The 25,176-nt window shown below is 72.5% G+C and carries 22 protein-coding genes; 12 read left to right on the top strand and 10 right to left on the bottom strand.

The annotated features are described in order from the left end of the window. Positions 1–130: 130 nt before the first annotated feature. From BMZ82_RS03485 to BMZ82_RS03525, 9 genes are all read left to right on the top strand, one after another. A complete protein-coding gene (locus BMZ82_RS03485; RefSeq protein WP_093771876.1) occupies positions 131–1,816 on the top strand; it encodes an FAD-dependent oxidoreductase in 1,686 nt (561 codons plus the stop codon). A 373-nt stretch (positions 1,817–2,189) separates the two neighbouring features. Next, a complete protein-coding gene (locus BMZ82_RS03490; protein WP_177244381.1) occupies positions 2,190–2,825 on the top strand; it encodes a class F sortase in 636 nt (211 codons plus the stop codon). 138 nt (positions 2,826–2,963) lie between these two features. Next, positions 2,964–4,118 carry a SchA/CurD-like domain-containing protein gene (locus tag BMZ82_RS03495; RefSeq protein WP_093771489.1) on the top strand — a complete coding sequence of 385 codons (1,155 nt, stop codon included), beginning with the start codon at positions 2,964–2,966 and terminating at the stop codon, positions 4,116–4,118. Positions 4,119–4,186: 68 nt separating this feature from the next. Continuing rightward, the gene (locus tag BMZ82_RS03500; protein WP_177244360.1) at positions 4,187–4,630 is read left to right on the top strand and encodes a cupin domain-containing protein; all 444 of its coding nucleotides are present in this window, start codon (positions 4,187–4,189) and stop codon (positions 4,628–4,630) included. After that, the gene (locus BMZ82_RS03505) at positions 4,627–5,895 is read left to right on the top strand and encodes a beta-ketoacyl-[acyl-carrier-protein] synthase family protein (protein WP_093771493.1); all 1,269 of its coding nucleotides are present in this window, start codon (positions 4,627–4,629) and stop codon (positions 5,893–5,895) included. The genes BMZ82_RS03500 and BMZ82_RS03505 overlap by 4 nt, the downstream gene beginning before the upstream one ends. Beyond that, positions 5,892–7,130, top strand: coding sequence for a ketosynthase chain-length factor (locus BMZ82_RS03510; RefSeq protein WP_093771495.1), 1,239 nt, complete (start codon positions 5,892–5,894; stop codon positions 7,128–7,130). Before BMZ82_RS03505 ends, BMZ82_RS03510 begins: the two co-directional genes overlap by 4 nt. Positions 7,131–7,187: 57 nt before the next feature. Further along, the gene (locus BMZ82_RS03515; RefSeq protein WP_093771497.1) at positions 7,188–7,445 is read left to right on the top strand and encodes an acyl carrier protein; all 258 of its coding nucleotides are present in this window, start codon (positions 7,188–7,190) and stop codon (positions 7,443–7,445) included. Position 7,446: 1 nt separating this feature from the next. Beyond that, positions 7,447–7,926 carry an SRPBCC family protein gene (locus BMZ82_RS03520; protein WP_093771499.1) on the top strand — a complete coding sequence of 160 codons (480 nt, stop codon included), beginning with the start codon at positions 7,447–7,449 and terminating at the stop codon, positions 7,924–7,926. 35 nt (positions 7,927–7,961) lie between these two features. Beyond that, positions 7,962–8,294 (top strand): TcmI family type II polyketide cyclase, encoded by a 333-nt coding sequence (locus BMZ82_RS03525; protein WP_093771501.1) that lies wholly within the window; start codon positions 7,962–7,964, stop codon positions 8,292–8,294. A 96-nt stretch (positions 8,295–8,390) separates the two neighbouring features. Here the strand turns inward: BMZ82_RS03525 and BMZ82_RS03530 are convergent, their stop codons facing one another. From BMZ82_RS03530 to BMZ82_RS03555, 6 genes are all read right to left on the bottom strand, one after another. Further along, complete coding sequence (locus tag BMZ82_RS03530; protein WP_371271022.1) at positions 8,391–9,464, bottom strand: methyltransferase; 1,074 nt, start codon at positions 9,462–9,464, stop codon at positions 8,391–8,393. 37 nt (positions 9,465–9,501) lie between these two features. Continuing rightward, entirely contained in the window at positions 9,502–10,590 is a 1,089-nt protein-coding gene (locus BMZ82_RS03535) for a right-handed parallel beta-helix repeat-containing protein (protein WP_093771503.1), read from the bottom strand. 73 nt (positions 10,591–10,663) lie between these two features. Beyond that, complete coding sequence (locus BMZ82_RS03540) at positions 10,664–12,883, bottom strand: sensor histidine kinase (protein WP_093771505.1); 2,220 nt, start codon at positions 12,881–12,883, stop codon at positions 10,664–10,666. A gap of 211 nt (positions 12,884–13,094) precedes the next feature. Beyond that, positions 13,095–14,306 (bottom strand): sugar ABC transporter permease, encoded by a 1,212-nt coding sequence (locus BMZ82_RS03545; protein ID WP_093771880.1) that lies wholly within the window; start codon positions 14,304–14,306, stop codon positions 13,095–13,097. A 5-nt stretch (positions 14,307–14,311) separates the two neighbouring features. Next, positions 14,312–15,085: an ATP-binding cassette domain-containing protein gene (locus tag BMZ82_RS03550; RefSeq protein WP_093771507.1), complete on the bottom strand. Its 774-nt coding sequence runs from the start codon at positions 15,083–15,085 to the stop codon at positions 14,312–14,314. Positions 15,086–15,105: 20 nt separating this feature from the next. After that, complete coding sequence (locus tag BMZ82_RS03555) at positions 15,106–16,218, bottom strand: sugar ABC transporter substrate-binding protein (protein WP_093771508.1); 1,113 nt, start codon at positions 16,216–16,218, stop codon at positions 15,106–15,108. Between the two features lie 132 nt (positions 16,219–16,350). Here BMZ82_RS03555 and BMZ82_RS03560 point away from each other — a divergent pair, with 132 nt between their 5' ends. Then, complete coding sequence (locus BMZ82_RS03560) at positions 16,351–18,750, top strand: SpoIIE family protein phosphatase (protein ID WP_093771510.1); 2,400 nt, start codon at positions 16,351–16,353, stop codon at positions 18,748–18,750. Further along, positions 18,747–19,832 (top strand): substrate-binding domain-containing protein, encoded by a 1,086-nt coding sequence (locus tag BMZ82_RS03565; RefSeq protein ID WP_093771512.1) that lies wholly within the window; start codon positions 18,747–18,749, stop codon positions 19,830–19,832. The genes BMZ82_RS03560 and BMZ82_RS03565 overlap by 4 nt, the downstream gene beginning before the upstream one ends. A gap of 1 nt (position 19,833) precedes the next feature. Here BMZ82_RS03565 and BMZ82_RS03570 read toward each other — a convergent pair whose 3' ends face one another. Next, entirely contained in the window at positions 19,834–20,118 is a 285-nt protein-coding gene (locus BMZ82_RS03570) for a zinc-ribbon domain-containing protein (RefSeq protein WP_093771514.1), read from the bottom strand. Positions 20,119–20,334: 216 nt separating this feature from the next. On the opposite strand from BMZ82_RS03570, the gene BMZ82_RS03575 reads away from it, so the two are divergent. Beyond that, on the top strand, positions 20,335–21,348 hold the full coding sequence (locus tag BMZ82_RS03575; protein WP_256251738.1) for an SMP-30/gluconolactonase/LRE family protein: 1,014 nt from the start codon (positions 20,335–20,337) through the stop codon (positions 21,346–21,348). Positions 21,349–21,414: 66 nt separating this feature from the next. Here BMZ82_RS03575 and BMZ82_RS03580 read toward each other — a convergent pair whose 3' ends face one another. Genes BMZ82_RS03580 through BMZ82_RS03590 form a run of 3 tightly spaced genes read right to left on the bottom strand, consistent with a single transcriptional unit; the run spans position 21,415 to position 25,167 of the window. After that, positions 21,415–22,413: a sugar phosphate isomerase/epimerase family protein gene (locus BMZ82_RS03580; protein WP_093771516.1), complete on the bottom strand. Its 999-nt coding sequence runs from the start codon at positions 22,411–22,413 to the stop codon at positions 21,415–21,417. Between the two features lie 32 nt (positions 22,414–22,445). Then, positions 22,446–23,642 carry a Gfo/Idh/MocA family protein gene (locus BMZ82_RS03585; protein ID WP_093771518.1) on the bottom strand — a complete coding sequence of 399 codons (1,197 nt, stop codon included), beginning with the start codon at positions 23,640–23,642 and terminating at the stop codon, positions 22,446–22,448. Positions 23,643–23,676: 34 nt separating this feature from the next. Beyond that, positions 23,677–25,167: a CoA-acylating methylmalonate-semialdehyde dehydrogenase gene (locus tag BMZ82_RS03590; RefSeq protein WP_093771520.1), complete on the bottom strand. Its 1,491-nt coding sequence runs from the start codon at positions 25,165–25,167 to the stop codon at positions 23,677–23,679. Positions 25,168–25,176: the final 9 nt, after the last annotated feature.

Here is a 25,176-nt window from a genome sequence, read left to right on the forward strand (position 1 = left end):
TGCACATGCCCGTCGGCCCCGCGACGCAGCCGGGTGAAGCCTGAGCCGCCGTCAGCCCCACGGGGCATGCATGAGGATCTCCGCCGTATCCGGCCGGGTCGGCGGACACGACGCGCTGGAGGCGAGTGTGATGAACGAACGAGCCGAACGGACCGGCCCCGACATCCTCAGGGTCCCGGTCCTCATCGTCGGCGGCTCCCTGGTCGGGCTGGCGACCTCGTTGTTCCTGGGCCGGCTCGGGGTGCCGCATGTACTGGTGGAGCGCCATTCCGGCACCTCCATCCACCCCCGCGGCCGCGGCAACAACGTCCGGACGATGGAGCTGTTCCGGGTGGCGGGCGTGGAGAAGTCGATCCAGGAGGCAGCCGCCACCCTGGCCGGCAACCACGGCATCCTGCAGACCCCCACCCTGGTCGGCGACGCCGGCGAGTGGCTGTTCCGGGACATCGACCCGGGCGGCGGGCTGGCCCGTTTCAGCCCCAGCGCCTGGTGCCTGTGCAGCCAGAACGACCTGGAGCCGGTGCTCCTCGACCACGCCGTCCGGCACGGCGGCGACCTGCGGTTCTCCACCGAGCTCATGTCGTTCGACAGCGACCCCGCCGGCGTCACCGCGGTGGTCAAGAGCCGGGAGACGGGCGAGCACACCACCATCCGCGCCGACTACCTCGTCGCCGCCGACGGCCCCCGCAGCCCCGTCCGCGAACAGCTCGGCATCGGGCAGAGCGGGCCGGGCGACCTGTTCCACAACGTCAGCCTCACCTTCCGCTCCCGCCGCCTCGCCGACGTGGTGGGCGACCGCCGCTTCATCGTCTGCTACCTGACCAGCCCGGACGCCGACGGCGCCCTGCTGCCGGTGGACAACGTCGAGAACTGGGTCTTCCACGCCCCCTGGCACCCCGAACACGGGGAAACCCTGGAGGAGTTCACCGACGAGCGGTGCGTCGAGCACATCCGCCGGGCCGTCGGGGTCGCCGACCTCGACGTGACGGTCACCGGCAAGGCGCCCTGGCACGCCGCCCAGCGGGTCGCCCGCAGCTACCGGTCGGGCCGGGTGTTCCTGGCCGGCGACTCGGCCCACGAGATGTCCCCGACCGGCGCCTTCGGCTCCAACACCGGCATCCAGGACGCGCACAACCTGGCCTGGAAACTGGCCGCGGTGCTCGACGGCTGGGCCGGCGAGGGGCTGCTGGACAGCTACGACGCCGAGCGCCGCCCGGTCGCGGAGGCCACCAGCGCGCGGGCCGCCGTCCGGTCCGCCGAGCACAGCCACCCCGGGTTCGCCCCGCCGCCCGGCGTGGGCGGCGGCGGCCCCCAGCGGGGCATCCTCAACGTCGCCCTCGGCTACCGCTACCCGCAGGGCGCCGTCGTCGGCGCCGACCCCGCCGAGCCGGTCGTCCCGGAAGGCCTCGACCTGACCGGCCGCCCCGGCAGCCGCGCCCCCCACCTGTGGGTACGGCGGGCGGACGAGCGGATCTCCACCCTCGACCTCTACGAACGCTTCCTGGTGCTGCTCAGCGACGCCGACGAGCCCGGCGGAGGCGGCGGAGCCGGGGGAGGCGGCGGCTGGCACGGCGCCGCGACCCGCCTCGCCGCCGAACTGTCCCTCCCGCTCCGGTCCTACCGGGTCGGCACCGGCCCCGGCGCCGACCTGGTGCCCGAGGACGACGCCGACTGGGCGGAGCGCCACGGCACGTCACGCGGCGGCGCCGTACTCGTCCGCCCCGACGGGTTCGTCGCCTGGCGCTCGCCCGGCCCGGACCCGGACGCCGAGTCGACGCTGCGTCAGGTCCTGCAAGCCGGGCTGGACCTCGCCTGACCCCACGGACCCGGCGCGGCCCGCACCGGGCGTCACCCGTGTGAACGCCCCGAGTGGTGCCGCGGCGGCCGGGGGCTGACGGTGGATCACATCCCGGTCGGGTCACCCGAGCTGACGAAGCGTCGGCTGCCCGGTCGGGCCGGAAGGACCATCAGATGCGTGGCCCTCTCCCCACCGGACGCGACAGCGAAGCCGTGGCCGCCGCCCGTACCCCGTGCGGCGGCCCGGCTCGCTCCCCGCGCCCCGTCCGCACCGCTGCCGCGCCCCAGTGAGGTCGTCCCCGATGCCAGTCCCCCCTACTTCCTCCCCTTCCCCTTCTCCTTCCTCTTCTGATTCCTCCGCCGGTGAGGGCACCTCCCGTACCGGCCTGATGATGCTGTGCGCCGGGGCCGCCGTGGTCCTGGCGCTGAACCTGTTCGGCGGCAACGACACGTCGTCCGGCGCCGCCAGCCCCCCGCACGCCCCGCCCGCCGCCGCGTCCGTCCCGGCGAACCCGGCCCCGGGCCTGCCCCCGTCGGCCGCGCCCGACGGGGACCCGGCCCCGGCGGGCAAGCACCTGCCGCGCTCCAGGCCGGTGCGCCTGCTCATCCCGAAGATCGGCGTCGACGCCCCCTTCACCGCCCTCGCCATCGGCGCCGACGGCCGGCTGGAACCGCCGCCCGCGGACGACACCAACCTCGTCGGCTGGCACGCCGCGGGCGCCTCCCCCGGGGAGACGGGCACCTCGATCATCGCCGGGCACGTCGACACCAAGACGTCCCCCGCCGTGTTCGCGGGGCTCGCCGAACTCGCGAAGGGCGACACCTTCCAGGTCCTGCGGGCCGACGGCCGCACGGCGTCCTTCCAGGTCGACAGCGCGGAGACGTTCGCCAAGGACGACTTCCCCAGCGAACGCGTGTACGGCGACACCGCCCAGGCGCAGGTACGTCTCATCACCTGCGCGGGGGAGTACAACCGCACGGTCCGGGACTACACCGACAACCTGGTCGTCTTCGCCCATCTGGTGTGACGGCCGCGCGCGCCCAGTCACCCACGTAGTTCATCCGAGTCGCGCGCTTGCGGGGACGGGCACACGATCGAGGAACGCTGACGTCGCATCACCGCGGCCGACGTTCACTTCCCCCTCCGCGAAGGAGATGTGCGCAGGATGACCACCACGTCCGAACGTGTTGCAGGTTCGCGGGCGCGACAGGCGTCGCAACGAGTCTCCCAGTCCGTCTTCGACGGCTCCCGACTGCGCGTCGTCCTTTTGGTCGACGTCTACGACGGGGCCCAGCAGCAGTTCCTGGAAGCCTACGAGCAGCTCTGCAACCAGGTCGCGTCCGTCCCCGGGCATGTCAGCGACCAGTTGTGCCAGTCCATCGAGAACCCCTCCCAGTGGCTCATCACCAGCGAATGGGAGAGCGCCCCGCCGTTCCTCGCCTGGGTCAACAGCGAGGAACACGTGGCGATGGTGGAGCCGCTGCACAGTTGCGTCCGCGACACCCGGTCGCTGCGCTTCCACGTCGTCCGCGAGACCGGCGGCCCGGCGGCCGGCGCCGAGCGGGCCACGCGCCGGCTCCAGACGTCGCCCAGGATCGGCGACGGCGTGATCCGCCACGCCCTCACCTTCACGGTGAAGCCGGGCAGCGAGGAGATCGTCGCCAAGATCCTCGCCGACTACGCCTCGCCCGAGCCGCAGGTCGACGACACCACCCGGCTCTGCCGCACCTCGCTGTTCATGCACGGCAACCGGGTGGTGCGGGCCATCGAGGTGCGCGGCGACCTGCTCGCCGCGCTGCGCCACGTGTCCCGGCAGCCCGAGGTACGGGCCGTCGAGGAGGCCCTCAACCCCCATCTGGAGCAGGACCGGGACCTCGACGACCCCGAGTCCGCCCGGGTGTTCTTCACCCGCGCCGCGCTGCCGGCCGTCCACCACGTGACGGCCGAACGGCTGGACCCGCAGGCCGAGCGGTACGCCCTGTACTACCCGGCCCGCCCCGACCGCGGCATGAAGCTGGCCGAGCTGCTGTCCCGGCAGGACGAGGCGGCGGCGGACGACCCGCGCAGCCCGGTCCTGCGCAGCACGATCTTCCAGCGCGACGACGTCGTCGTCCGGCTGATCGACGTGCGCGGCGGACTCGACGCCGCCGACCCGGCCATGGCCCTCGGCCTGGCCGACCCCGGGCAGGTGGCCGAACTGACCACGCTCCCGGACGCCGCCGACGCGGACGCCTCCGCGCCGGACGCCGTCCGGCTCGCGCGCTTCCTCGAACGCGCGCGCATGGAGCTCGTCACCGACCGTCGGTCGCCCGACGCCTGATTCGTCATCACGCGGGCCGGGGCGCGCGCCCCGCCCGCGTCGGCGCAGTACATCATCGGAGGAACGTCGTGATCACTTCCCGTCCCAGAGTCGTGGATCTCAGCGAGGTCGAGCCCAACACCCGCCGCGGCGGCGATCTGCGCGCCCTGCTCACCCCCGTCACGGTCGGCTCTACCAGCGGTTTCATGGGTGTGGCCCTCATCCAGCCCGGCGACCGCATCGCCGAGCACTACCACCCCTACTCCGAGGAGTTCATCTACGTCGTCTGCGGGCAGTTGGAGGTGGACCTGGACGGCGAGTCGGTGCCGTTGCAGCCCGAGCAGGGCCTGATGATCCCCGCTCACATGCGCCACCGCTTCCGCAACGTCGGCAAGGTCGAGGCCCGGATGGTCTTCCACCTCGGCCCGCTGGCCCCGAGCCCGCCGCTCGGCCACGTCGACACCGAGGAGACCGACGCCGAGCCCGTCGTGATCGGCGCCGAGCCGGCCGGGCGACGTCAGGTCCGGTCATGACGCGACGGGTGGCGGTCACCGGCATAGGCATCGTCGCCCCGGGCGGCATAGGCACGCCGGCGTTCTGGAAGCTCCTGGTCGAGGGGCGCACGGCGACCCGCGGCATCACCTTCTTCGACCCGAGCGGGCTGCGCTCGCGGATCGCCGCCGAGTGCGACTTCGACCCGGCGGCCCACGGCCTGGACGCCCGGGACGTCGAACGCTGCGACCGCTACATCCAGTTCGCCATGGTCGCCGGCGACGAGGCGGTCCGGGACTCCGGTCTCGACCTCGCCGCCGAGGACCCCTGGCGGGTCGGCGTCTCCCTGGGCACCGCGGTCGGCGGCACCACCCGGCTGGAGAACGACTACGTCCTCGTCAGCAACCGCGGCAAGCGGTGGGACGTGGACCACCGGGAGGCGGCCCCGGAGCTGCACCGGGCGTTCTCGCCCAGCACCCTCGCCTCCACGGTGGCCGAGCGGTTCGGGGCGCGCGGGCCGGTGCAGACCGTCTCCACGGGCTGCACCTCGGGACTCGACGCGGTCGGCTACGCCTTCCACACCGTCGAGGAGGGCCGCGCCGACATCTGCATCGCCGGCGCCTCGGACTCGCCGATCTCCCCGATCACCATGGCCTGCTTCGACGCGATCAAGGCCACCTCCCCGAACAACGACGACCCCGCCCACGCCTCGCGTCCCTTCGACGCCGACCGGGACGGGTTCGTGATGGGGGAGGGCGGCGCCGTCCTCGTCCTCGAGGAGCTGGAGCACGCCCGGGCCCGCGGCGCGCATGTGTACTGCGAGCTCGGCGGGTACGCCACCTTCGGCAACGCCTACCACATGACCGGCCTGACCAGCGAGGGCCTGGAGATGGCCCGGGCCATCGAGGACGCCCTCGACCACGCCCGGCTCGACGCCACGGCGATCGACTACGTCAACGCGCACGGGTCCGGCACCAAACAGAACGACCGCCACGAGACCGCGGCGGTGAAACGGGTCCTGGGCGCACACGCCTACGACACGCCCATGAGCTCCATCAAGTCCATGGTGGGGCACTCCCTCGGCGCGATCGGGGCGATCGAACTCGTCGCCTGTGTGCTGGCCCTGACCCATCAGGTGGTCCCGCCGACCGCGAACTACGAGACGCCCGACCCCGAATGCGACCTGGACTACGTCCCGCGCGTGGCCCGCGAACGCAGGCTGGCCGGGGTGCTCTCGGTGGGCAGCGGGTTCGGCGGCTTCCAGTCCGCGGTGGTCATGAACCGGCCGAGGGAGAAGACACGATGAGCGAACCCCGTCCACGGCTCGCGGCGGTCACGGGAATCGGCGTGGTCGCGCCCAACGGAGCCAGCACCGAGACCTTCTGGAAGGCCACCAGCGAGGGCATCAGCGTCCTGGACCGGGTCACCCGCGAAGGCTGCGAACACCTGCCGCTGCGGGTGGCGGGCCAGGTCCGCGACTTCGATCCGGCGGCCGCGATCGAGGAGCGCTACCTCGTCCAGACCGACCGCTTCACCCACTTCGCGATGGCCGCGGCCGACCTCGCGCTGGACGACGCCCGCCTCGGCCGGCCCGACACCGACGAGGCCCCGTTCTCCATCGGCGTGGTCACCGCGGCCGGGTCCGGCGGCGGCGAGTTCGGCCAGCGGGAACTGCAACGGCTGTGGGACAAGGGCAGCCGCTACGTCGGCCCGTACCAGTCCATCGCCTGGTTCTACGCCGCCAGCACCGGCCAGATCTCCATCCGCCGCGGTTTCAAGGGCCCCTGCTCGGTCGTCGCCGCCGACGAGGCCGGCGGCCTGGACGCCCTCGCCCACGCGGCGCGGGCCGTGCGGCGCGGCACCGACGTGATCGTCGCCGGGGCCACCGAGGCGCCCATCGCGCCGTACTCGGTGGTCTGCCAGCTCGGTTACGAGGAGCTCAGCACCGTCGACGACCCGACCCGTGCCTACCGCCCGTTCACCGCCGCCGCCTGCGGGTTCGTCCCCGCGGAGGGCGGTGCGATGGCCGTGGTGGAGGAGGCGGGCGTGGCCCGGGAGCGTGGCGCGCGGGTGCGTGCCTACCTCGCCGGACACGCGGCGACCTTCACGGGCGCGTCCCGCTGGGAGGACTCCCGGGAGGGGCTCGCCCAGGCCATCCGGGGCGCCCTGGCGGAGGCCGAGTGCGCCCCCGAGGAGATCGACGTGGTGTTCGCCGACGCCCTCGGCGTCCCGGCGGCGGACCGCGCCGAAGCGCTGGCGATCGCCGACGCCCTCGGCGCGCACGGCACCCGGGTGCCCGTCACGGCGCCGAAGACCGGGATCGGCCGGGGCTACTGCGCGGCGCCCCTGATGGACACCGCGGCGGCGGTGCTCGCGATGGAGCACGGCCTGATCCCGCCGACGCCCAACGTCTTCGACATCTGCCATGACCTCGACCTCGTGTCCGGCCGGGCGCGCAGCGCCGAGGTGCGCACGGCGCTGGTCCTGAGCCGGGGACTCATGGGGTCGAACTCGGCGCTGGTGCTGCGGCACGGCGCCTGACGCCGCCTCGCCGCGAGGCGGCGCGCAGCAGTAGGAGCAACGAAGGAGAGGAACCGCATGTCTGACCGCATCACCGTGGAAGAGCTGGCCGAACTCATGAAGAAGTCCGCCGGCGTCACCGTCGCCCCGGAGCAGCTCCGGCAGGACGACGCAGGCTTCGCCTGCCTGGGCGTCGACTCGCTCGGCCTGCTGGGCATCGTGGGCGAGCTGGAGAACCGGTACGGGACGCCGATGCCCGTCGACGCCGAACGCTCCAAGACGCCCCGGCAGTTCCTCGACCTCGTCAACAGTGCCCTCATGACGACAGGAGCGTGAGATGTCCGGACACACGCAGAACGAGATCACCATCGCGGCCCCGCTGGACCTGGTCTGGGAGATCACCAACGACCTGGAGAACTGGCCGCGGCTGTTCACCGAGTACGCGTCCGTCGAGGTCCTCTCCCGGGAGGGCCGCAAGACGACGTTCCGGCTGACCATGCACCCCGACGAGAACGGCACCGTGTGGAGCTGGGTCTCGGAGCGCGAGCCGGACCGCGAGACGCGCACCGTCAAGGCCCGCCGGGTCGAGACGGGCCCCTTCGACCACATGAACATCCACTGGCGATACGAGGAGACACCGGCCGGCACCCGGATGATCTGGACGCAGGACTTCGCGATGAAGCCCGAGGCGCCGGTCGACGACGAGTGGATGACCGACAACATCAACCGCAACTCCAAGGTCCAGATGGGCCTGATCCGGGACCGCATCGAGAAGGCCGCCGCCGAACGCGGGGCCACCGCGGGCCTCACCGACTGAACCGGACGGAGAACGGAGAACGGAGAGCAGTCCCCATGCACCAAGCCCTGATCGTCGCCCGTATGGCCCCCGGCAGCGCCCCCGACATCGCCAAGGTGTTCGAGGAGTCCGACCGGGGAGAGCTGCCGCACCTGGTCGGCGTCGTCCGGCGCAGCCTCTTCCAGTTCGGCGACGTGTACATGCACATGATCGAGTCCGACCGTGATCCCGGACCCGCCATCGCCAAGATCACCGGGCATCCCGAGTTCCGGGACGTCAGCGAGCGCCTCTCCGCGTACGTCAGCGCGTACGACCCGCAGACCTGGCGCTCCCCGAAGGACGCCATGGCGCAGCGCTTCTACCTCTGGGAGCGCGAGCCGGCCCGCTGACCCGCGCCGGCCCTCACCGGTCGCCGGACCCGCGACGCTGCGGGCCCGGCGACCGGTGGTTTCGGGGGGATGCGGTGCTGCGGGGGTGCGCTCGGGTCAGGCGGGGATGTGGCAGTCGAACGCGTGCAGATACGGGTTGACCGGGCTGATCCGGTCGATGACCAGGCCCGCTTCGGTCAGCCGGCCGATCATGCTCTCGGTGGTGTGCTTCGCCCCGCCGACGTTGAGGAGCAGCATCAGGTCCATCGCGGTGCTGAACCGCATCGACGGCGTGTCGTCGACCAGGTTCTCGATGACCACGACGCGCGTCCCGGGGCCGCCCGTCTCGCGGACGTTGCGCAGCGTGCGGGCGGTGCTCTCGTCGTCCCACTCCAGGATGTTCTTGATGACGTAGACGTCGGCCTTCACCGGGACGGCCGTGCGGACGTCGCCGGGCACCACGCGCGCCCGGTCCGCGAGGTCGCCGCCGGCGCGCAGCCTCGGCACCGCGTTCTCCACCACCCGGGGCAGGTCGACCAGGGTGCCGTGCATCGCGGGGTACTTGTCCAGCAGGCTCGCCACCACGTGCCCCTGGCCGCCGCCGAGGTCGGCGACCGACGAACTCCCCGACAGGTCGAGGAACTCGGCGACGTCCCGCGCCGACTGCACGCTGGACGTCGTCATCGCGCGGTTGAAGACGTCGGCGGACTCCGGGGCGTCCTCGTTCAGGTAGGGGAAGAACTCCTTGCCGTACAGGTCCTCCACGACGTTGCGGCCGGTGCGCACCGCTTCGTCGAGCAGCGGCCAGGCGTCCCAGGTCCACGGCTCGGTGCACCACAGGGAGATGGCGCGCAGGCTGTTCGGGTCGTCCTCGCGCAGCAGCCGGGAGACGTCGGTGTGCGCGAACGTCCCGTCCGGCCGCTCGGCGAAGACGCCGTAGCAGGACAGCGCGCGCAGCAGCCGGCGCAGCGGCCGGGGTTCTGCCTTCACCGCGGCCGCGAGGTCCTCGACGGCCATGGGGCTGTCGCCGAGGGCGTCGGCGACGCCGAGCCGGGCGGCCGCGCGCAGGGCGGCGGCGCACGCCGCCCCGAACGCGAGCTCCCGCAGCCGCATGGACGGCGGTGGGGCGGTCTGCGAGGTCTGAACGGCCGGAACGGCCTGGGCGGTCGGAACGGTCTCAACGGTCGTCATGCGCCGCCTTCCTTCCTTCTCGGGGTGAGGGGGGTGTTCAGCACAGGCCGGCGGGCTTCGACTCCCGGCAGGAGTTGCCCTCGAACGTGTTGCCCGTGCCGGTGTCCGCGTTGACCAGGTCAGCGGGGGAGTTGCCCCGCAGCGTGTTGCCGGTGATCCGGTTGCGGTCGCTGGTCGTGCCCACGAAGCTCTTGAACAGGACGATGCCGCCCGACAGCGGGGACGTACCGGCGTTGTCCTTGATGACGTTGTCGCTGATCAGGCTGTCCTCGGCGCCGGTCAGGACGATGCCGGAACCCTGGAGGGCGTCCAGCCGGGCGGTCTTCGGGCACGACTTGTTGTTGCGCTCGATGCGGTTCTCGCGCACCGTCACGAACCCGGCCTTCGGCTTGTTCTCGTCGCCGACGACGAACACGGCGGCGCAGTTGCCGGTGAGGTGGTTGCGCGCGACGGTGAGGTCGCGCAGGCGGCGGACGGTGACGCCGATCCGGTTGCCCTCCAGCCGGTTGTGCTCGACGAGCGTGCCCTCGGTGTCCGTGGCGCCCTGCTCCTGGTTGATGGAGTTGGCGAGGAACAGGCCCGCGTCGCCGTTGTCCCGGGCGGTGTTGTCCCGGAACAGGCTGTGCACGGAGCGCTCGGCGGCGATGCCCCACACCCCGTTCTTCAGCGCGGCGACGTTGCGCACGGTCAGCCCGTCGGTCGAGGTGGCCGAGACGCCGGACTTGGTGAACCCGGTCACCGTCAGGGAGGCGACGGTGACGTCCTCGACGTTCTTGTCCGTGGTGCCCTGGACGCAGATGCCGTTGCCGGCCTCGGCGCAGGCGCCGACGGCCTTGACGGCCGGGTCCGGCTGGATCACCGTGTCGCGGCCCATGCCGCGCAGGGTCAGCCCGGACGCGCTCACCGTGACGCTCTCGTGGTAGGTGCCGGCGGCCAGCAGCACGGTGTCACCCGGCAGGGCGGCGTCCACCACCTTCTGGATCGATTCCCCCGGCTGGACCCGATGGACCGTGTGACGGGCGCTGTGACCCGCGGCCGCGTGGCCGGCGACCGACGGAGCGGCCCCGAGCCCCGTCCCGAGGAGCGCCGCGGCGCACGCCAGATATGCGATATGACAGTTCTTCATATTGTGCACGTTATGGCCGGAAAGGTCTCGAACCGGCGGGATCGGCCATCCGGCGGCGCGTCGCGCCCGACGCCTACCGGGACCGGTGGCCGCCGCCTCCGGGGGCGCGCGGGGGCTGGCGCCGTGCGCGTCGCGCGCCCCGGGGGTCGGGGTCCGGGGCCGGCGGGTCCGGGGTCAGGGGCGCGGTGGGGATGGGGGTGGGGCGGGGGCCGGTCGAGTCGTCCTGCCATGCCTCGTAGTCGGTGAAGGCGTCGCCGAAGTCCGGGAAGACCGCGTGCCGGGGCTCCGGGATGCCCCTGAGGAGGTTCAGGCCCAGGGTGTCGGAGTCGGGCAGGGCGTCCGGGGAGGGCTCGGCGACCGTGTCCGGCAGCATGACCAGGGACGTGGTGCCGGTCCGCTCGCCGGACGGCCGCAACTGGACGCGGATGCCGTGCCGTTCGGCGAGTCTGCCGACCACGAACAGCCCCATGTGCTGGGAGACGCCGACGTCGACGGTCGGCGGGTTGGCCAGCTTGTGGTTGAGCGTCGCGAAGTCGCCGGCCTGGAGCCCGATGCCCTCGTCGTGGATCTCGACCATGATCCGCCCGTCGGGCAGCCGCACCGCCGTCACCCGTACCTCCGACTGCGGGGAGGAGAACGCGGTGGCGTTCTCCAGCAGTTCGGCGAGCAGCCGCACCAGGTCGGTCACGGCCGGGCCGGCGACCTGGGCCTCCGGGACGCCGGCGAGCCGGATGCGCTCGTACTGCTCCACCTCCGAGGAGGCCGCGCGGATCACGTCGACCAGCGCGAGCGGCCGGTCCCACTGCTGGGCGGGCTTCTCGCCGCCCAGCACCAGCAGGTTCTCGCCGTTGCGGCGCACCCGGGTGGCGAGGTGGTCCAGCCGGAACAGGTTCGCCAACTGGTCCGGGTCGGTCTCGTTGTCCTCCAGTCGGGTGATCAGCGCCAGTTGGCGTTCGATCAGGGACTGGTTGCGACGCGAGAGGTTGATGAAGATCGTGTTGATGTTGCCCCGCAGCCGGGCCTGTTCGGCGGCGAGCCGGACGGCCTCGCGGTGGATGTGGTCGAAGGCCCGGGCGACCTCGCCGATCTCCTCGGTGGTGGCGATCGGGATCGGGGTGACCCGGGTGTCCACCAGGCCGGGGTCGGCCCGCGACAGCCGCTCGATCATCGTCGGCAGCCGCTGCCCGGCGATCTCGATGGCGAAGCCGCTGAGCCGGCGCATGTCCGTGCTCATCGTGCGGGCCATCCAGGAGGCCAGCAGGAACGCGGCGAGCACCGCGGCGAGGACCAGCGCGCCCTGCGTGACGGCGTCGCGGCGCGCGTCGTCGGCGACGGTGTGGGCGCTCGCGAGGGCGGCGTCGGTCAGGTCCACCTGGACGCTGCGGTAGGCGTCGAAGCTCAGGGTGGACGCGGCGAAGAACGACTCGGGCGTGATGCCCCGCGCGGCGAGCGCCACGGCCGGCTTCCCGGCGGAGATCTCGGTGACCATCTCGTCGATGCCGGGCGGGGCGACGTAGGTCCGCCCCGCCGCCGCGGCCCGCGCCGCCGCCTGCACGTCGCCCTCCTTGCCGCGTGCCTCGGCAGCGGCCAGCGCCTGTCGCAGCCGCGCCATGTCCTCGGCGGTGGCGGCGCCCGCGAACTCCTGGAGCCCCACCTGTTCGAGATAGGTGTACGAGCGGAAGGCGGCCAACTGGGTCTGGAGCTCGCCCGGGGCGAGGCTGTCGCGGTCCTGCACCAGCAGGTGGGTGCCGATGGACCGGATCAGGGACTCGGTCGCCTGCGTCAGGGACATGGCGTAGAGGCTGCGGCCGAGGCTCGTGCGGTTGCTGCTGCCGAAGCCCAGTTCGTTCGAGAGCTCCATCAGGGGGTGCTGGACGGCGTGGTAGCTCTCCTCCGACCGCACGCCGGACATGCCGGACGTGAAGGCGGCGGCCCGTACGGCGGCGAGCTGCCGCTCGCCGTCGCGCACCCGTTGCACGCGCCGCAGCAGGTCGGCGGTCTGCGGCATCCGGGCGACCGCCGCGTCGAACACCTGCGCGTCCGCGTCGGTGGTCTGCCGGGCCCGGACGACCGCGTCCGACGGCTTCTTGTCCCTGAGCAGCGGGATGACCGACACATCGCGCTCGTTGATCGCGTCGCTCGCGTAGGTGTTCGCCGCCCGCACCAGTTCGGCCACCCGGACCGCCTCGTCGGCCTCCTGCCAGGTGTCCACCGAATTCTTCACCCGTACGCCGCCGAGCGCGAGGGCGACGAGCACCGGGATCAGCAGAACGGCCCGGAGTCGTCTGCCCACGGGCCGGTTGCGGGTGAGGGACTTTCTGGGTCCCGCCGTCGTCGGTGAGTTCTTCGGCAAGGTTGTCCTATCGCCACTGGAGCGCCTCGTACGTGACGCGCCGGGTATCCCTCACTACGAGGGGGCGGCGGGGCCGCGTTCAAAAGTGGTGCAACATTTAACCAAAATGATCGCACGGTGACCAGGTATGTGCAGGCTCGGGGGTACGTCGTCAGGCCCGGCCGTGCGCCTCCTGGGAGCGTCGCGACAGCGAGTCGATGACCACCGCGGCGAACAGCACCCCGCCCGTGATCACGAACTGGACGGCCGGGGGCGTGTCGGTGATCGCCATGCCGGACGCGATCGACTGGATGACCAGCATGCCCAGCACCGCCGACCAGGTCGTACCGCGTCCGCCGAACAGACTGGTGCCGCCGATGACGGCCGCCGCGATGGCGTTCACCAGCAGCACCCCGGAGCCCGAGCTCTGGCTCACCGAGGTGATGCGCGAGGCCAGGAACAGGCCGCCGATCGCGGCCATCGTGCCCGAGGCGGCGAGCACCGCGGTCTGCACCGCCGTCACATTGAGACTGGCGCGGCGGGCCGCCTCGACGCTGCCGCCGAGGGCGTAGACCTGCCGTCCGTAGTGGGTGCGGCGCAGCACGACGTCGAGGCCGGCCACCACCACGAGGAAGATCAGCAGGGCGAGCGGCAGGCCCTGGAACCGGTTGAGCAGGTAGGCGATGGTGAACGCGAGCACCGCGATCCCCCCGGCGCGGGCCACGACGGCACGCAGCGAGCGGTGCGGCATGCCGACGGCCCGGCGGCGGCGCCGGTCGCGGTCGGCAACCAGGAAGACCGCGCCCGCGGCGAGCGCCGCCAGGCCGTAGGCGACGGCGTCGTCCGTGAAGTAGTAGCTGGTCAGCTTGGCGACGAGGCCGTTCTCGTCGAGGTTGACGGTGCCGCTGTCCCCGAGGATCGCCAACATCAGGCCGTTCCAGGTGAGCAGCCCGGCGAGCGTGACGACGAACGCCGGCACCCGGGTCCGGCCGATGGAGTAGCCCTGGACGGTGCCCGCGACGGTGCCCGCGAGCACCGCGACGATCAGCGCGAGCCACTCGGGCACCCCGTTGTTCACGTTCAGCACGGCGAAGACGGCCGCCGCCAGACCGCTGATCGAGCCTACGGACAGGTCGAGTTCGCCGAGCAGCAGCACGAAGACGATGCCGACCGCGATCAGCCCGGTGCCCACGATGTCCACGCTGAGGTTGGACAGGTTGCGGGGCGAGAGGAAGTTCTCGTTGAGGGACTGGAAGGTGATCCAGACGACGGCCAGGACCAGCACGACGGGCAGCGACCCCAGTTCACCGGCGCGGAGCTTGCGCCGGACGACCGCGACCCCGTCCTGCGCGGCCCGTACGGCGGCCGGTACGGCGGCCCGCAGCCGGGTCACCACCCCGTCTCCCGGCCGGCGGGCCGGCGGGGCACGTTCTGGGTGGCGCCGGTGATGGACGAGATGATCTGCTCCTGCGAGGCGGTGTTGACGTCGAAGAAGCCGTTGTTGCGGCCCAGGCGCAGCACCGCGGCGCGGTCCGCGAGGGCCTTCACGTCGCCCATGTTGTGGCTGATGAGCAGCACGCCGAGCCCGCGGTCGCGCAACTCGTCGATCAGGTCCAGGATCTCGCCGGTCTGCTCGATGCCCAGCGCCGCCGTCGGTTCGTCCAGCAGGAGGATGCGCGGGTCGCCGAGGAGCGAGCGGGCGATGGCCACCGTCTGCCGCTGGCCGCTGGACAGGGAGACCACGGGGCCGCGCAGCTCGGGCAGCCGCCTGGTCAGGCGCTCCAGCAGCGCCCTGGTGCGGCGCTCCATCTCCACCTCGTCGAGAAAGCCCGACTTGCGGATCTCCCGGCCGAGGAACAGGTTCCCGACGACGTCGAGGTTCCCGCACAGCGCGAGATCCTGGTAGACGGTGGCGATGCCCAGGTCCCGGGCGTCGTGCGGGCGTCTGATCTGGACCGGCCGGCCCTGCCACTCGATGACGCCCTTCTCGGCGGGCGTCACCCCCGAGATCACCTTGACCAGCGTGGACTTGCCGGCCCCGTTGTCCCCGAGGAGGGCGACGACCTGCCCGGAGTGGATCTCCAGCTCGATGTCCGTGAGGACATCGACGACCCCGAAGCGCTTGCACACACCGCGCAGCGCCAGCAACGGGGGATCCGGCACACGAACCAACTCCTCGGATGTCAGGTCAGTCCGGCCCTCGCGCAGGCGGCACGGAGCTGGGGGACGCAGATCTGCGCGACCGTGTGCAGGCCGTCCTTCACGACCGTGTCGCGGATGGTGCCGGCGGTCACCGGCACGGGGGTGAGCAGCACCGAGGCGACCGGCTCGCCGCCGCGCGTCGGCACCCGGCTCGTGGCCACCTTCCCCAGGCTCTGCCCACGGGCCGCGGCCACCGCCATCGCGCCACCGGCGGCCGCCTCGGGCCCGAACGGCTTGAAGACGGTCATGTACTGCTCGCCGGCGACGATCCGCCGCAGCGCCGCGAGTTCGGCGTCCTGCCCGGTGACCGGGGGCAGCGGGGCGACCTTGTCCGCCTTCAGGGCGGCGATGCTCCCGCCGGCCAGGCCGTCGTTGGCCGCGTAGACCCCGTCGACCGCGTCGGCGCCGAGCGCCGCGAGCGCCCCGGACATGTTCATGTGGGCGGTCTCGGCCCGCCACTGCGGGGTGTCGTACGCCTTGCCGATGCGCACCTTTCCGTCGAGCACGGACAGCGCGCCCTCCTTGAACGCCTTCGCGTTCGGGTCGTTGGGGTCGCCGTTCATCATGACGATCTGCGCGCCGGGCACCTTGTCGCCCATCGCCGTCAGCAGCGCCCGGCCCTGGAGCCGGCCGACCTCGACGCCGTCGAAGGAGACATACCCCGAGATCGGGCCCTCGGCGAGCCGGTCGTAGGCGATGACGGGGATGTCCGCCGCGTGCGCCTTGGCGACCGCCGTGCCCAGCGACCGGGCGTCCACGGCCACCAGCACGATCGCGTCGACGCCCTTGGTGATCATCGAGTCCATCTGCTCCTGCTGGAGGGCCACGTCGCCCTTCGCGTTGGCGTGCTCGACCGCGCAGGTCGCGCACAGCTCCTTGATCCTCTTCTCCAGCAGGGGTCGGTCCTGGGCCTCCCAGCGGGCCGTGGTGGCGTCCGGCAGCAGCACCCCGATGCGCGGTCCGCCCGCCCCGCCGGAATCGCCGCCGGCGCCCGTCCCGCAGGCCGCCAGCGCGAGCGACAGCACGAGCGACAGTGCGACCGCCGTGCAGACGGAGGTCGGGGCGGCGGCCGTGTCCCGTACGCGGGCCTTCATGAGTGATACCTGCCGTCGATGACCATAAGGTGGACATGTGGTCGATATGTTCGGTTGATCCTTGTATGCGATTCTGGTGGGTGGGTGCCCCGATCTCAACCTGTCGGCACCTGCGACAGGACGGGAGGTACGGTGCGGACCTGCCTCGATCGGGCCCTGACCATCGCCGGAGCGACACTGGCAGCGGTCTACGCGTCCGGCCCCGGCGATCAGGAGCTCCGGTTGGTGGACACGTCCGGCGGAACCCCCGGATCGGCGCCGCCGGAGTACCTGCCGCTGTCCGGCGACTCACCCGCCGCCCGCGCCCTGCGCACCGACCGCCCCCTCTGGCTCACCGCCGGCACCCCGCTCGGCGCACTGCCGCTGGGCCCCGAGGGCGGCCGACGGGGCTGCCTGCTCGTCATGAGCGCCTCGGCGGACGGCTTCGAGACCGAGCAACGCCGCTTCCTGGAGCGCTACGCCGACGCCGTCGCCGCCCTCCTCCCGCCGGGCGCGGACCCGCCGCGCCCGGCGCCGCTGCTCGCGCCCGCCCTGCGCAGCCTGCGCATCGGCTTCTTCGTCCTCCTCCCGGACACCGGCCTGATCGAGGCCGACGACACGCTGCTCGACCTCGTCGGCATCACACCGGACGACTTCGACGGCAAGGTCGACACCCTGCTCGCCCACGCACTCCCGGAGGACATGCACGCCCTGATGTCGGTCCTGGAACCGTCCGGCCAGGCCTTTGGCCGCCGCGACCTGGAGTTCCGGGTCCGCGGCCCCACCGGCGAGATGCGCTGGCTCAGCCTGAGCTGCCGGGTCGAGGCCGCCACCGCCGACCGGCCCGAACAGGTGCTCGGCGTGGTCACGGCGACCCCGGTGCTGCGCCGCGGCGACGACGACGTCGCCCGCATCCAGTGGCTGACCGCCGCCCTCGACGACGCCGCGACCGTCCGCGACGTCGGCCGCGTCGTCGTCTCCGCCCTGCGCGAACCGCTGGCCGCCGACCGGGTGGCTCTCGCCGCGCTCCAGGACGACCGGCTCATGGTCACCGTCCTCGACCCGCCCCGGCCCACCGCCTGGCCGGAGGTCTGGCGCACCGAGTGGCGCACCGAATGGCCCGACGCGCCGCTGCGCGCCCTGCCCACCCTCCAGGCGGCCCTGCGCGACGGGCGGATGGACCTGTGGCCCGCCGGCACCGCCCTCGAACCCGGCCTGGCCGGCATCGGCGCAGGCGGCCTCGCCGTCCTGCCGCTGCCCGCCAAGGGGCAGGTCGCCGGCGTGTGCCTGGTCGGCTGGGACCGGCCGCACGAGTTCGTCCCCGAGGAACGCTCCCTGCTCACCGCCACCGCCGCCCTCGTCGGCCAGGCCCTCAAACGCGCCCACGCCCACGACACCGAGCAGGAACTCGCCACGATGCTCCAGCGCAGCCTGCTGCCCCGGCGGCTGCCCGAACTCCCCGGCGGCACCGCCGTCGCCCGCTACCTGCCCGCCCGTCGCGGCCTCCAGGTGGGCGGCGACTGGTACGACGTCATCGCCCTCTCCGAGGACCGGGTGGCGCTCGTCATCGGCGACGTCCAGGGACACAGCGCCGGAGCCGCGACGATCATGGGCCAGATGCGTACGGCGGTCCGGGCCTACGCCATGGAGGGCCACCCGCCCGACGTGGTCGTCTCGCACGCCAACCGGCTCCTCGTCGCCATGGAGACCGACCTGTTCGCCACCTGCTGCTACGCCGAACTGGACATGGAGGAGGGCAACACCCTCTTCGTCCGGGCCGGCCATCTCGCCCCCCTGCTGCGCCACCCCGACGGATCCACCGAGGAGGTCGAGGTCGCCGGCGGGCCCCCGCTCGGCATCCTCGCCGAGGCCGACTTCCCCATGACGGCCATCGCTCTGACCCCCGGCGCGGTCCTCGCCCTCGTCACCGACGGCCTCGTCGAGGCCGCCGACCTGCCCCTGGACGAGGGCATGCGCCGCACCCGTGCCGCCCTCGCCGCCGCCGACCCCGCGGACCCCGGCACGATGGCCGACGCCCTCCTCGGCGACCTCGGCCGCCGCGAGGACGACGTCGCGCTGCTGCTCCTGCGCTACGACGGCATGAAGACCCGCCCCATCCGGGCCGGCTGGATGGTGTGGCGGCTGCCCGACGCCGTCATGCACGCCCGCCGCTTCACCGCGCGCACCCTGCGCCGCTGGCAGGTCCAGGAGGCGGCCGACGCGGTGCTGCTGGTCGTCTCCGAACTCGTCACCAACGCCCTGGTGCACACCCAGGGCCCGGTCCGCCTCGACCTCGTCCTGCGCGGCGACCGGGTGCGCGTCAGCGTCAGCGACTCCTCGCCGCGCGCGCCCGCCAAACCGGTGATCGTCGACTGGGAGTCCACCGGCGGCCGGGGCCTGCTCCTGGTCGAGGCGATGTCGGAGACCTTCGGCTCGGTCCCGGTGGCCGGCGGCAAACAGGTCTGGAGCGAGATCACCGTACCGGGCGGGGTCGCCGTACCGAACGGGGTCGCCGCACCGAACGGGATCGCCCTACCTGGGGGAGCGCCATGAGAACCCGACGCCGGACCGCCGCCGCCGCGCTGTGCGCCGCGGCCCTGCTGACCCTGCCCCTGGCCGCCTGCGGAGGAGACCACGAGACGGGCGGCGAGGGCTTCACCGTCGGCCTGCTGCTGCCCAGCCGCACCGTCCCGCGCTGGGAGCACTCCGACCGGCCGCTGATCACGGCCCACGTGAAGAAGCTGTGCCCCACCTGCACAGTCGAGTACGCCAACGCCGAGAACGACGTGACCCGCCAGCGCGGGCAGTTGATCTCCATGGTCACCAAGGGCGCCAAGGTCCTGATCCTGGACGCCGCCGACACCCGGGCCCTGCGCTCCTCCATCCAGGAGGCCCGCCGGGCAGGCGTCCCGGTGATCGCCTACGACCGCCTCGCCGAAGGCCCGATCGCCGGTTACGTCGGCTTCGACGGCAATGAGGTGGGCCGGCTCCAGGGCGAGGCGCTCGTGAAGGCCACGGGGCAAAAGACCGGGCGTCCGACGGTCGTCATGGTCAACGGCGACCCGACCAGCGCCAACGCGGCCTGGTACCGCAAGGGCGCGCTGTCCGTTCTCACCGGCAAGGTGCGGATCGGCCGGTCCTACAACACCCTCGACTGGAGCACGCAGAACGCCCACCTCAACATGTCCGCCGCCATCGCCGCCCTGGGCCCGGACCGCATCGACGGCGTCCTCGCCGCCAACGACTCCATCGCCGCGGGCGTCGTCGCCGCCCTCAAGAGCGCAGGCGTCACCACGTTCCCGCCCGTCACCGGCCAGGACGCCGACCTCGACGCCGTACGGCGCATCGTCAAGGGCGAGCAGTACATGACGGTCTACAAGTCGTTCGCGAGGGAGACCGCCGCCGTCGCCGCCATGGCCGTCGCCGTCGGACGCGGCGAGGACCCCGGCGACAGCGCCATGACGACCATCGACAGCCCCACCACCAAGGACGTCCCGGCCGTCCTGCTCACCCCGAGCGCGGTCACGGCCCAGGACATCGACCGGAAGCTGATCAGGACCGGCGTGTACACCGCCGGCCAGATCTGCACCCGCGACCTCCGGGCCGCCTGCGCCCGCGCCGGGCTCACCCCGTGAGTCAGTGCTGGTACGGCTGCTGCTGAGGCTGCCCGTACTGCTGGCCCGCGCCCGCGCTCTGCGCGAGCAACTGGTCGGCCTGTTCCTTCGTCACCTTCTGCTCGGCGCCGCAGAACGTGCACTGCGTCGCGTACTTCGTCGAGAACGGGAACAGCGGCACGAAGAACAGCGTGAACTTCGTGACCCGCTTCCTGAGCGTGTGCGCGGCGGGGTTGCCGCAGCTCCCGCACAGCAGCGTCAGTATCGCCAGTTGGTAGAGGTATCCCTTGGTGCCGAAGATGATCACGCTGTGCTTCCTTACCGGGTGAGTGTCGGGTCCGCAGAGGACAGTCTGCGGCATGCCGGGTCACCCACGTGAGCGGCAGCCGGGTCCATGCCCTGGGCCACGCGGGCGAACGCCCGGCCGCGACGGCTGCGGCCACCGCCGCGACAGCGCCATGGTCGTCTGGCCGCCCCCGGCGGCGCACCCCCGCCCTCCCCTCCCGAAGAGGTCCACAGGCCCATGCCCCGACTGCCCCGACCGTCCCGACTCCCACGCCTGGCGGGCACCACCATCACCGCCGCCACCGCTCTCGCCCTCACCCTCGGCCTGCTCGCCACGGCTCCCGCCGCGGGCGACGAACCGGCCGTCTCCGCCCCGCGCGTCGTCGCCCACTTCGACTTCGCCAAGGGCCAGACACCCGAGAACATCGCGCTCGAACCCGACGGCTCCGCCGACCTGACGTTCGCGGGCGCCCGGCAGGTCGCCAACGTCACCCGGGAGGGCCGCACCCGGATCCTCGCCACCCTGCCCGCCGTCGCGAACCCGAGCACCCCCGTCGTCGGCGCGGCCGTCGTCCTCGGCATCGCCCGCGCCGAGGACGGCACCCTCTACGTCACCTACGCCACCGGCACCGCCAAGACCGGCATCTGGCGCATCGACCCCGACGGCAGCGCACCCCGCCAGATCGCGAAGCTGCCGCCCAAGGGCTTCCCCAACGGCCTCGCCCTCGACGAGCGCCGGGGCGTGCTCTACGCCGCGGACTCCGTCCTGGGCACCGTCTGGCGCGTCCCGCGCGCGGGCGGCGAGCCCACGCTCTGGGCCACCGGACCCGAACTCGAACCCGGCACCGCGCCCCCCGCCGCCGGCATCGGGGCCAACGGCCTGCGCGTCCACCACGACGCCGTGTGGGTCTCCAACACCGACGCCGCGACCCTGCTGCGCATCCCCGTCCACGAGAACGGCTCCGCCGGAGCGATCCGGATCCGGGCCGAGGGCCTCACCGGGATCGACGACTTCGGTTTCGTCCAGCGGCACCGCGACACCGTCCTCGCCGCCCTGCTGACCGGCAACCAGATCGCCCTGGTCCGCCCCGACGGCACCCACAAGACCGTCCTCACCCGGCAGGACGGCCTGTCCAACCCCACCGCCGTCGCCGTCCGCGGCCGCACCGCCTACATCACCAGCGCCGCGTACTTCACCGCCCAGGACCCCAACCTGCTCCTCGCCAAGGTCCACCAGCGCGAGCGCGGCTAGCACGCACATAGCCCCCGTACCCGGCGAGCGGGTACGGGGGCCACATGGGCGTACGGGAGGGTCAGATCACAGCGCGGAGTGGGCGCTGTGCAGGTTCTTCGCCGCCAGGGCGAGACCCTCGGTCTGCGAGTACGCGGCGTCCTCGTGCTCGATGTTCACGGCCATGTCCGGGTCGATCTCGGCCAGGGCGCGCAGGAACTCGGTCCAGAACGGGATCTCGTTGCCGTTGCCGACGGCGACGAACTTCCACGCCGGGTTCTCGGGCCAGGAGTTGCACCAGAAGCCGTAGCCGGTGGGCACCTTGCCGGGGTCGTCGGCGGGGACACGGGTGAACGAGGTGTCCAGCACGCCGCGGATGTCGGCGCCCGGGCAGAGCGTCGCGTCCTTCGCGGCGGCGTGGAACACCAGCGGGCCCAGCCACTTGATGGACGCGATGACGTCCATGCCCTGCCACATCAGGTGCGACGGGTCCATCTCCGCGCCGACGTTCGTCAGGCCGCCCGCGTCGACGAGACGCTTCAGGGTGACCGGCGAGAACACGATGTTGTGCGGGTGCATCTCGATGGCGACCCGGACGTCGTTCTCCCGGGCCAGCGCGTCGATTTCCTTCCAGAACTCGACGGCCACGCCCCACTGGTAGTCCAGGACGTCCATGTAGACGCCGTCCCACGGGTTGACGACCCAGGACGGGTACTTGGCGTCGGGGTCGGAGCCGGGGGTGCCGGACATGGTGACCACGTGCCTGACGCCCAGCAGACCGGCGAGGCGGATGGTGCGCCGCAGGTCGTCGGCGTGCTTCGGGCCGACGCCCGGCAGCGGGTTGAGCGGGTTGCCGTTGCAGTTGAGGCCGGTCAGCTCCATCCCGCGCTCGGCGAACGTCGCCAGGTACTCCTCGCGGGCCTTGGCCGACGACAGCAGCAGGTCGACCGGGCAGTGCGGGGAGGGGATGAAGCCGCCCGTGTTGACCTCCACCGAGGTCAGACCGTTCGCCTTGAGGATGTCGAGCGCCTCGGTGAGGGGACGGTCGTGCAGACAGGCGGTGTACGCGCCGAGCTTGAGGGCCATGTGGATGCTCCTAGGATGCGTGCGGGACGACGTCAGACGACGGGCGGAACGGCGACGGCGGCACCGCCGTTGCGGGAGGAGTCGACGACCGCCTGGATGATCTCCATGGTGCGCAGCGCGTCGGCGAAGGTGGCGCAGGCCGGCAGCGGCTCGGCGACGCCCGCGACCTGGTCCAGGAAGGCCCGGGTCTGGTACGTGAAGTTGTCGGCGTTGTTGGCGCCCACGCCCGCGGCCTCCATCGGGACACCGCCGGCGAAGTACGGCAGGTGCGGTCCGACGATGACCTGCCGGGCGCCGCGGGTACGAGCGTCGGGCTGGGCGTCGTCGAAGAGGTACTCGGCCGGGCGGTGCTGGTCGAACGCGGCACGCCCGCCCACGCCCAGGACGTCGAAGGCGAGCCCGTTGGGCAGACCGAAGCCGGTGCGGGTCACCGAGAAGGTGCCGACGAGGCCCGACTCGAAGCGGGCGGTGAAGGACGCGGTGTCCTCGTTCTCCACCTCGCCGAACTCGTCGGAGACGGGAGCCGCGTTGTGCCCGACGACCGCGCCCAGCGGCAGCGGCCGCTTGGGGATCTGCGTCGACAGCGAGGCACCCGAGACGGACACGATCGGACCGGCGACGTACTCGGCGGCGTCGATGATGTGCGAGCCGACGTCCCCGAGCGCGCCCGAACCCGCGCCGCCCTTGAAGCGCCAGCTCAGCGGGCCGCGCGGGTCGGTCGCGTAGTCGCACCAGTAGCGGCCGCTGAACAGGGTCAGGTCACCCAGCTCACCGCGCTGCACGTGGTCGCGGATGCCGGCGATGCCCGGGGAGCGGCGGAAGGTGTAACCCACGGCCGTCACTACGTCGGCGGAGCGCTCCAGCTCGGCCATCGCGCGGGCGTCCTCCAGTGACCCCGCGAGCGGCTTCTCGCACAGCACGTGCTTGCCCGCGGCGACCAGCGCCTCCGCGATCGGGCGGTGCAGGGCGTTGCCCACGACGATGCTGACGGCGTCGATCGTCGGGTCCTCGACGACGGCCTCCCAGCTCGGGAGCGCCTTCTCGAAGCCGTAGCGGCGGGCGGCGTCCTCGCCGAGCGCCACGTTGGCGTCGGCGATCGCGGCCAGCCGCACCGGCGGCAGACCGGCGCCGAAGACCGTGTTGACGTTGCGGTAACCGGCGGCGTGGCTGCGGCCGGCCATGCCGGCGCCGATCACCGCGACGGAAAGGGGCTTGCCCGAGGTGGTCATGGTGGTGCCTTTCGAAAAGTCCCGGTGGGGAATCTCAGTTGGAGGTGGGGAAGTTGAAACCGGCGGTGACCTGCTGGGCGGGCTGCGGCCAGCGGGTGGTGACCACCTTGGGGCGGGTGTAGAAGCGGATCCCCTCGGGACCGTGGATGGGGGAGTCGCCGATGAGCGAGTCCTTCCAGCCGCCGAACGAGTAGTACGACATCGGGACGGGCACCGGCACGTTGATGCCGATCATGCCGACCTTGATGTTGCGCTGGAAGCGCCGGGCGGCCTCACCGGAGGCGGTGAACAGGGCGGTTCCGTTGCCGTACGGGTTGGCGTTGATCAGGTCGATCGCCTCGTCGAGGGACTCGGCGCGGACGATCGCCAGCACCGGGCCGAACAGCTCCTCCTTGTAGGCGTCCATCTCGGTCGTCACGTGGTCCAGGAGCGAGGGGCCGGTGAAGAAGCCGTCCTCGTGGCCGTCGATCTTCAGGCCGCGGCCGTCGACGACGACGGTGGCGCCCTGCGTGGCGGCGACCCCGACGGCGTTCTCGACGCGCTCCTGCGCGACCTTGGTGACCAGCGGGCCCATGTCGGTGCCGGCGACGTCACCGGGGCCGACCTTGATCTCGCGGGCCTTGCGCTCCAGCACCTCGACCAGGGCGTCGGCCGCGCCGCCGACCGCGACGGCCACCGAGACGGCCATGCAGCGCTCGCCGGCCGAGCCGTAGGCGCCGGCGGTGATGTGGTTGGCGGCGAACTCCAGGTCGGCGTCGGGCAGGACGACGGCGTGGTTCTTCGCGCCGCCGAGGGCCTGCACGCGCTTGCCGTGCGCGGTGGCCTGCTCGTGCACGTACTTGGCGATCGGCGTCGACCCGACGAAGGAGACGGCCTCGATGCCCGGGTGGGTGAGGATCGCGTCCACGGCCGGCTTGCCGCCGTGCACCACGTTGAAGACGCCGTCGGGCAGACCGGCCCGCTTGTACAGCTCGGCGACGAAGTTCGCGGCGGACGGGTCGCGCTCGCTCGGCTTCAGGATGAACGTGTTGCCGGTCGCTATCGCCATCGGGTGCATCCACAGCGGCACCATGGCGGGGAAGTTGAACGGGGTGATGCCCGCGACCACGCCCAGCGGCTGACGGAAGTTGTGCACGTCGACGCCGCGCGACACCTGGTCGGAGAACGACCCCTTCAGCACGTCGCCGAGCCCGCAGACGAACTCCACGACCTCCCGGCCGCGGGTGATCTCACCACGCGCGTCGTCGACGGTCTTGCCGTGCTCGGCGGAGATGATCCGGCCCAGCTCCTCCTCGTGCTCGACGAGGAGCTGCCGGAAGGCGAACATGACCTGCGTGCGCTGGCTGAGCGAGGACTCCGACCAGGTCTCGAAGGCCTTCGCGGCGGCGCTGACAGCGGCGTCCACGTCGGCGGCCGAGCCCAGGACGACCCGGGCCTGCTCCTGACCGGTGGCCGGGTTGAACACCGGCGCGGTGTCCGCGCTCGGGACCGGTGAACCGTTGATCCAGTGGGCGATGGTAGTCACGAGAGGTTC

The organism is Streptomyces sp. yr375 (assembly GCF_900110755.1).
Lineage (GTDB): Bacteria > Actinomycetota > Actinomycetes > Streptomycetales > Streptomycetaceae > Streptomyces.

Bases quoted from the DNA above. Each gene is read 5' to 3' on its own strand.
- BMZ82_RS03580 (WP_093771516.1), bottom strand. From the start codon at position 22,413: ATGGCCCTCAAGCTCGGCGCGTACACCGCCTGTCTGCACGACCGTCCC.
- BMZ82_RS03505 (WP_093771493.1), top strand. From the start codon at position 4,627: ATGACGCGACGGGTGGCGGTCACCGGCATAGGCATCGTCGCCCCGGGC.
- BMZ82_RS03520 (WP_093771499.1), top strand. From the start codon at position 7,447: ATGTCCGGACACACGCAGAACGAGATCACCATCGCGGCCCCGCTGGAC.
- BMZ82_RS03485 (WP_093771876.1), top strand. From the start codon at position 131: ATGAACGAACGAGCCGAACGGACCGGCCCCGACATCCTCAGGGTCCCG.
- BMZ82_RS03565 (WP_093771512.1), top strand. From the start codon at position 18,747: ATGAGAACCCGACGCCGGACCGCCGCCGCCGCGCTGTGCGCCGCGGCC.
- BMZ82_RS03585 (WP_093771518.1), bottom strand. From the start codon at position 23,642: ATGACCACCTCGGGCAAGCCCCTTTCCGTCGCGGTGATCGGCGCCGGC.
- BMZ82_RS03495 (WP_093771489.1), top strand. From the start codon at position 2,964: ATGACCACCACGTCCGAACGTGTTGCAGGTTCGCGGGCGCGACAGGCG.
- BMZ82_RS03535 (WP_093771503.1), bottom strand. From the start codon at position 10,590: ATGAAGAACTGTCATATCGCATATCTGGCGTGCGCCGCGGCGCTCCTC.
- BMZ82_RS03490 (WP_177244381.1), top strand. From the start codon at position 2,190: ATGCTGTGCGCCGGGGCCGCCGTGGTCCTGGCGCTGAACCTGTTCGGC.
- BMZ82_RS03510 (WP_093771495.1), top strand. From the start codon at position 5,892: ATGAGCGAACCCCGTCCACGGCTCGCGGCGGTCACGGGAATCGGCGTG.
- BMZ82_RS03575 (WP_256251738.1), top strand. From the start codon at position 20,335: ATGCCCCGACTGCCCCGACCGTCCCGACTCCCACGCCTGGCGGGCACC.
- BMZ82_RS03555 (WP_093771508.1), bottom strand. From the start codon at position 16,218: ATGAAGGCCCGCGTACGGGACACGGCCGCCGCCCCGACCTCCGTCTGC.
- BMZ82_RS03515 (WP_093771497.1), top strand. From the start codon at position 7,188: ATGTCTGACCGCATCACCGTGGAAGAGCTGGCCGAACTCATGAAGAAG.
- BMZ82_RS03530 (WP_371271022.1), bottom strand. From the start codon at position 9,464: ATGACGACCGTTGAGACCGTTCCGACCGCCCAGGCCGTTCCGGCCGTT.
- BMZ82_RS03525 (WP_093771501.1), top strand. From the start codon at position 7,962: ATGCACCAAGCCCTGATCGTCGCCCGTATGGCCCCCGGCAGCGCCCCC.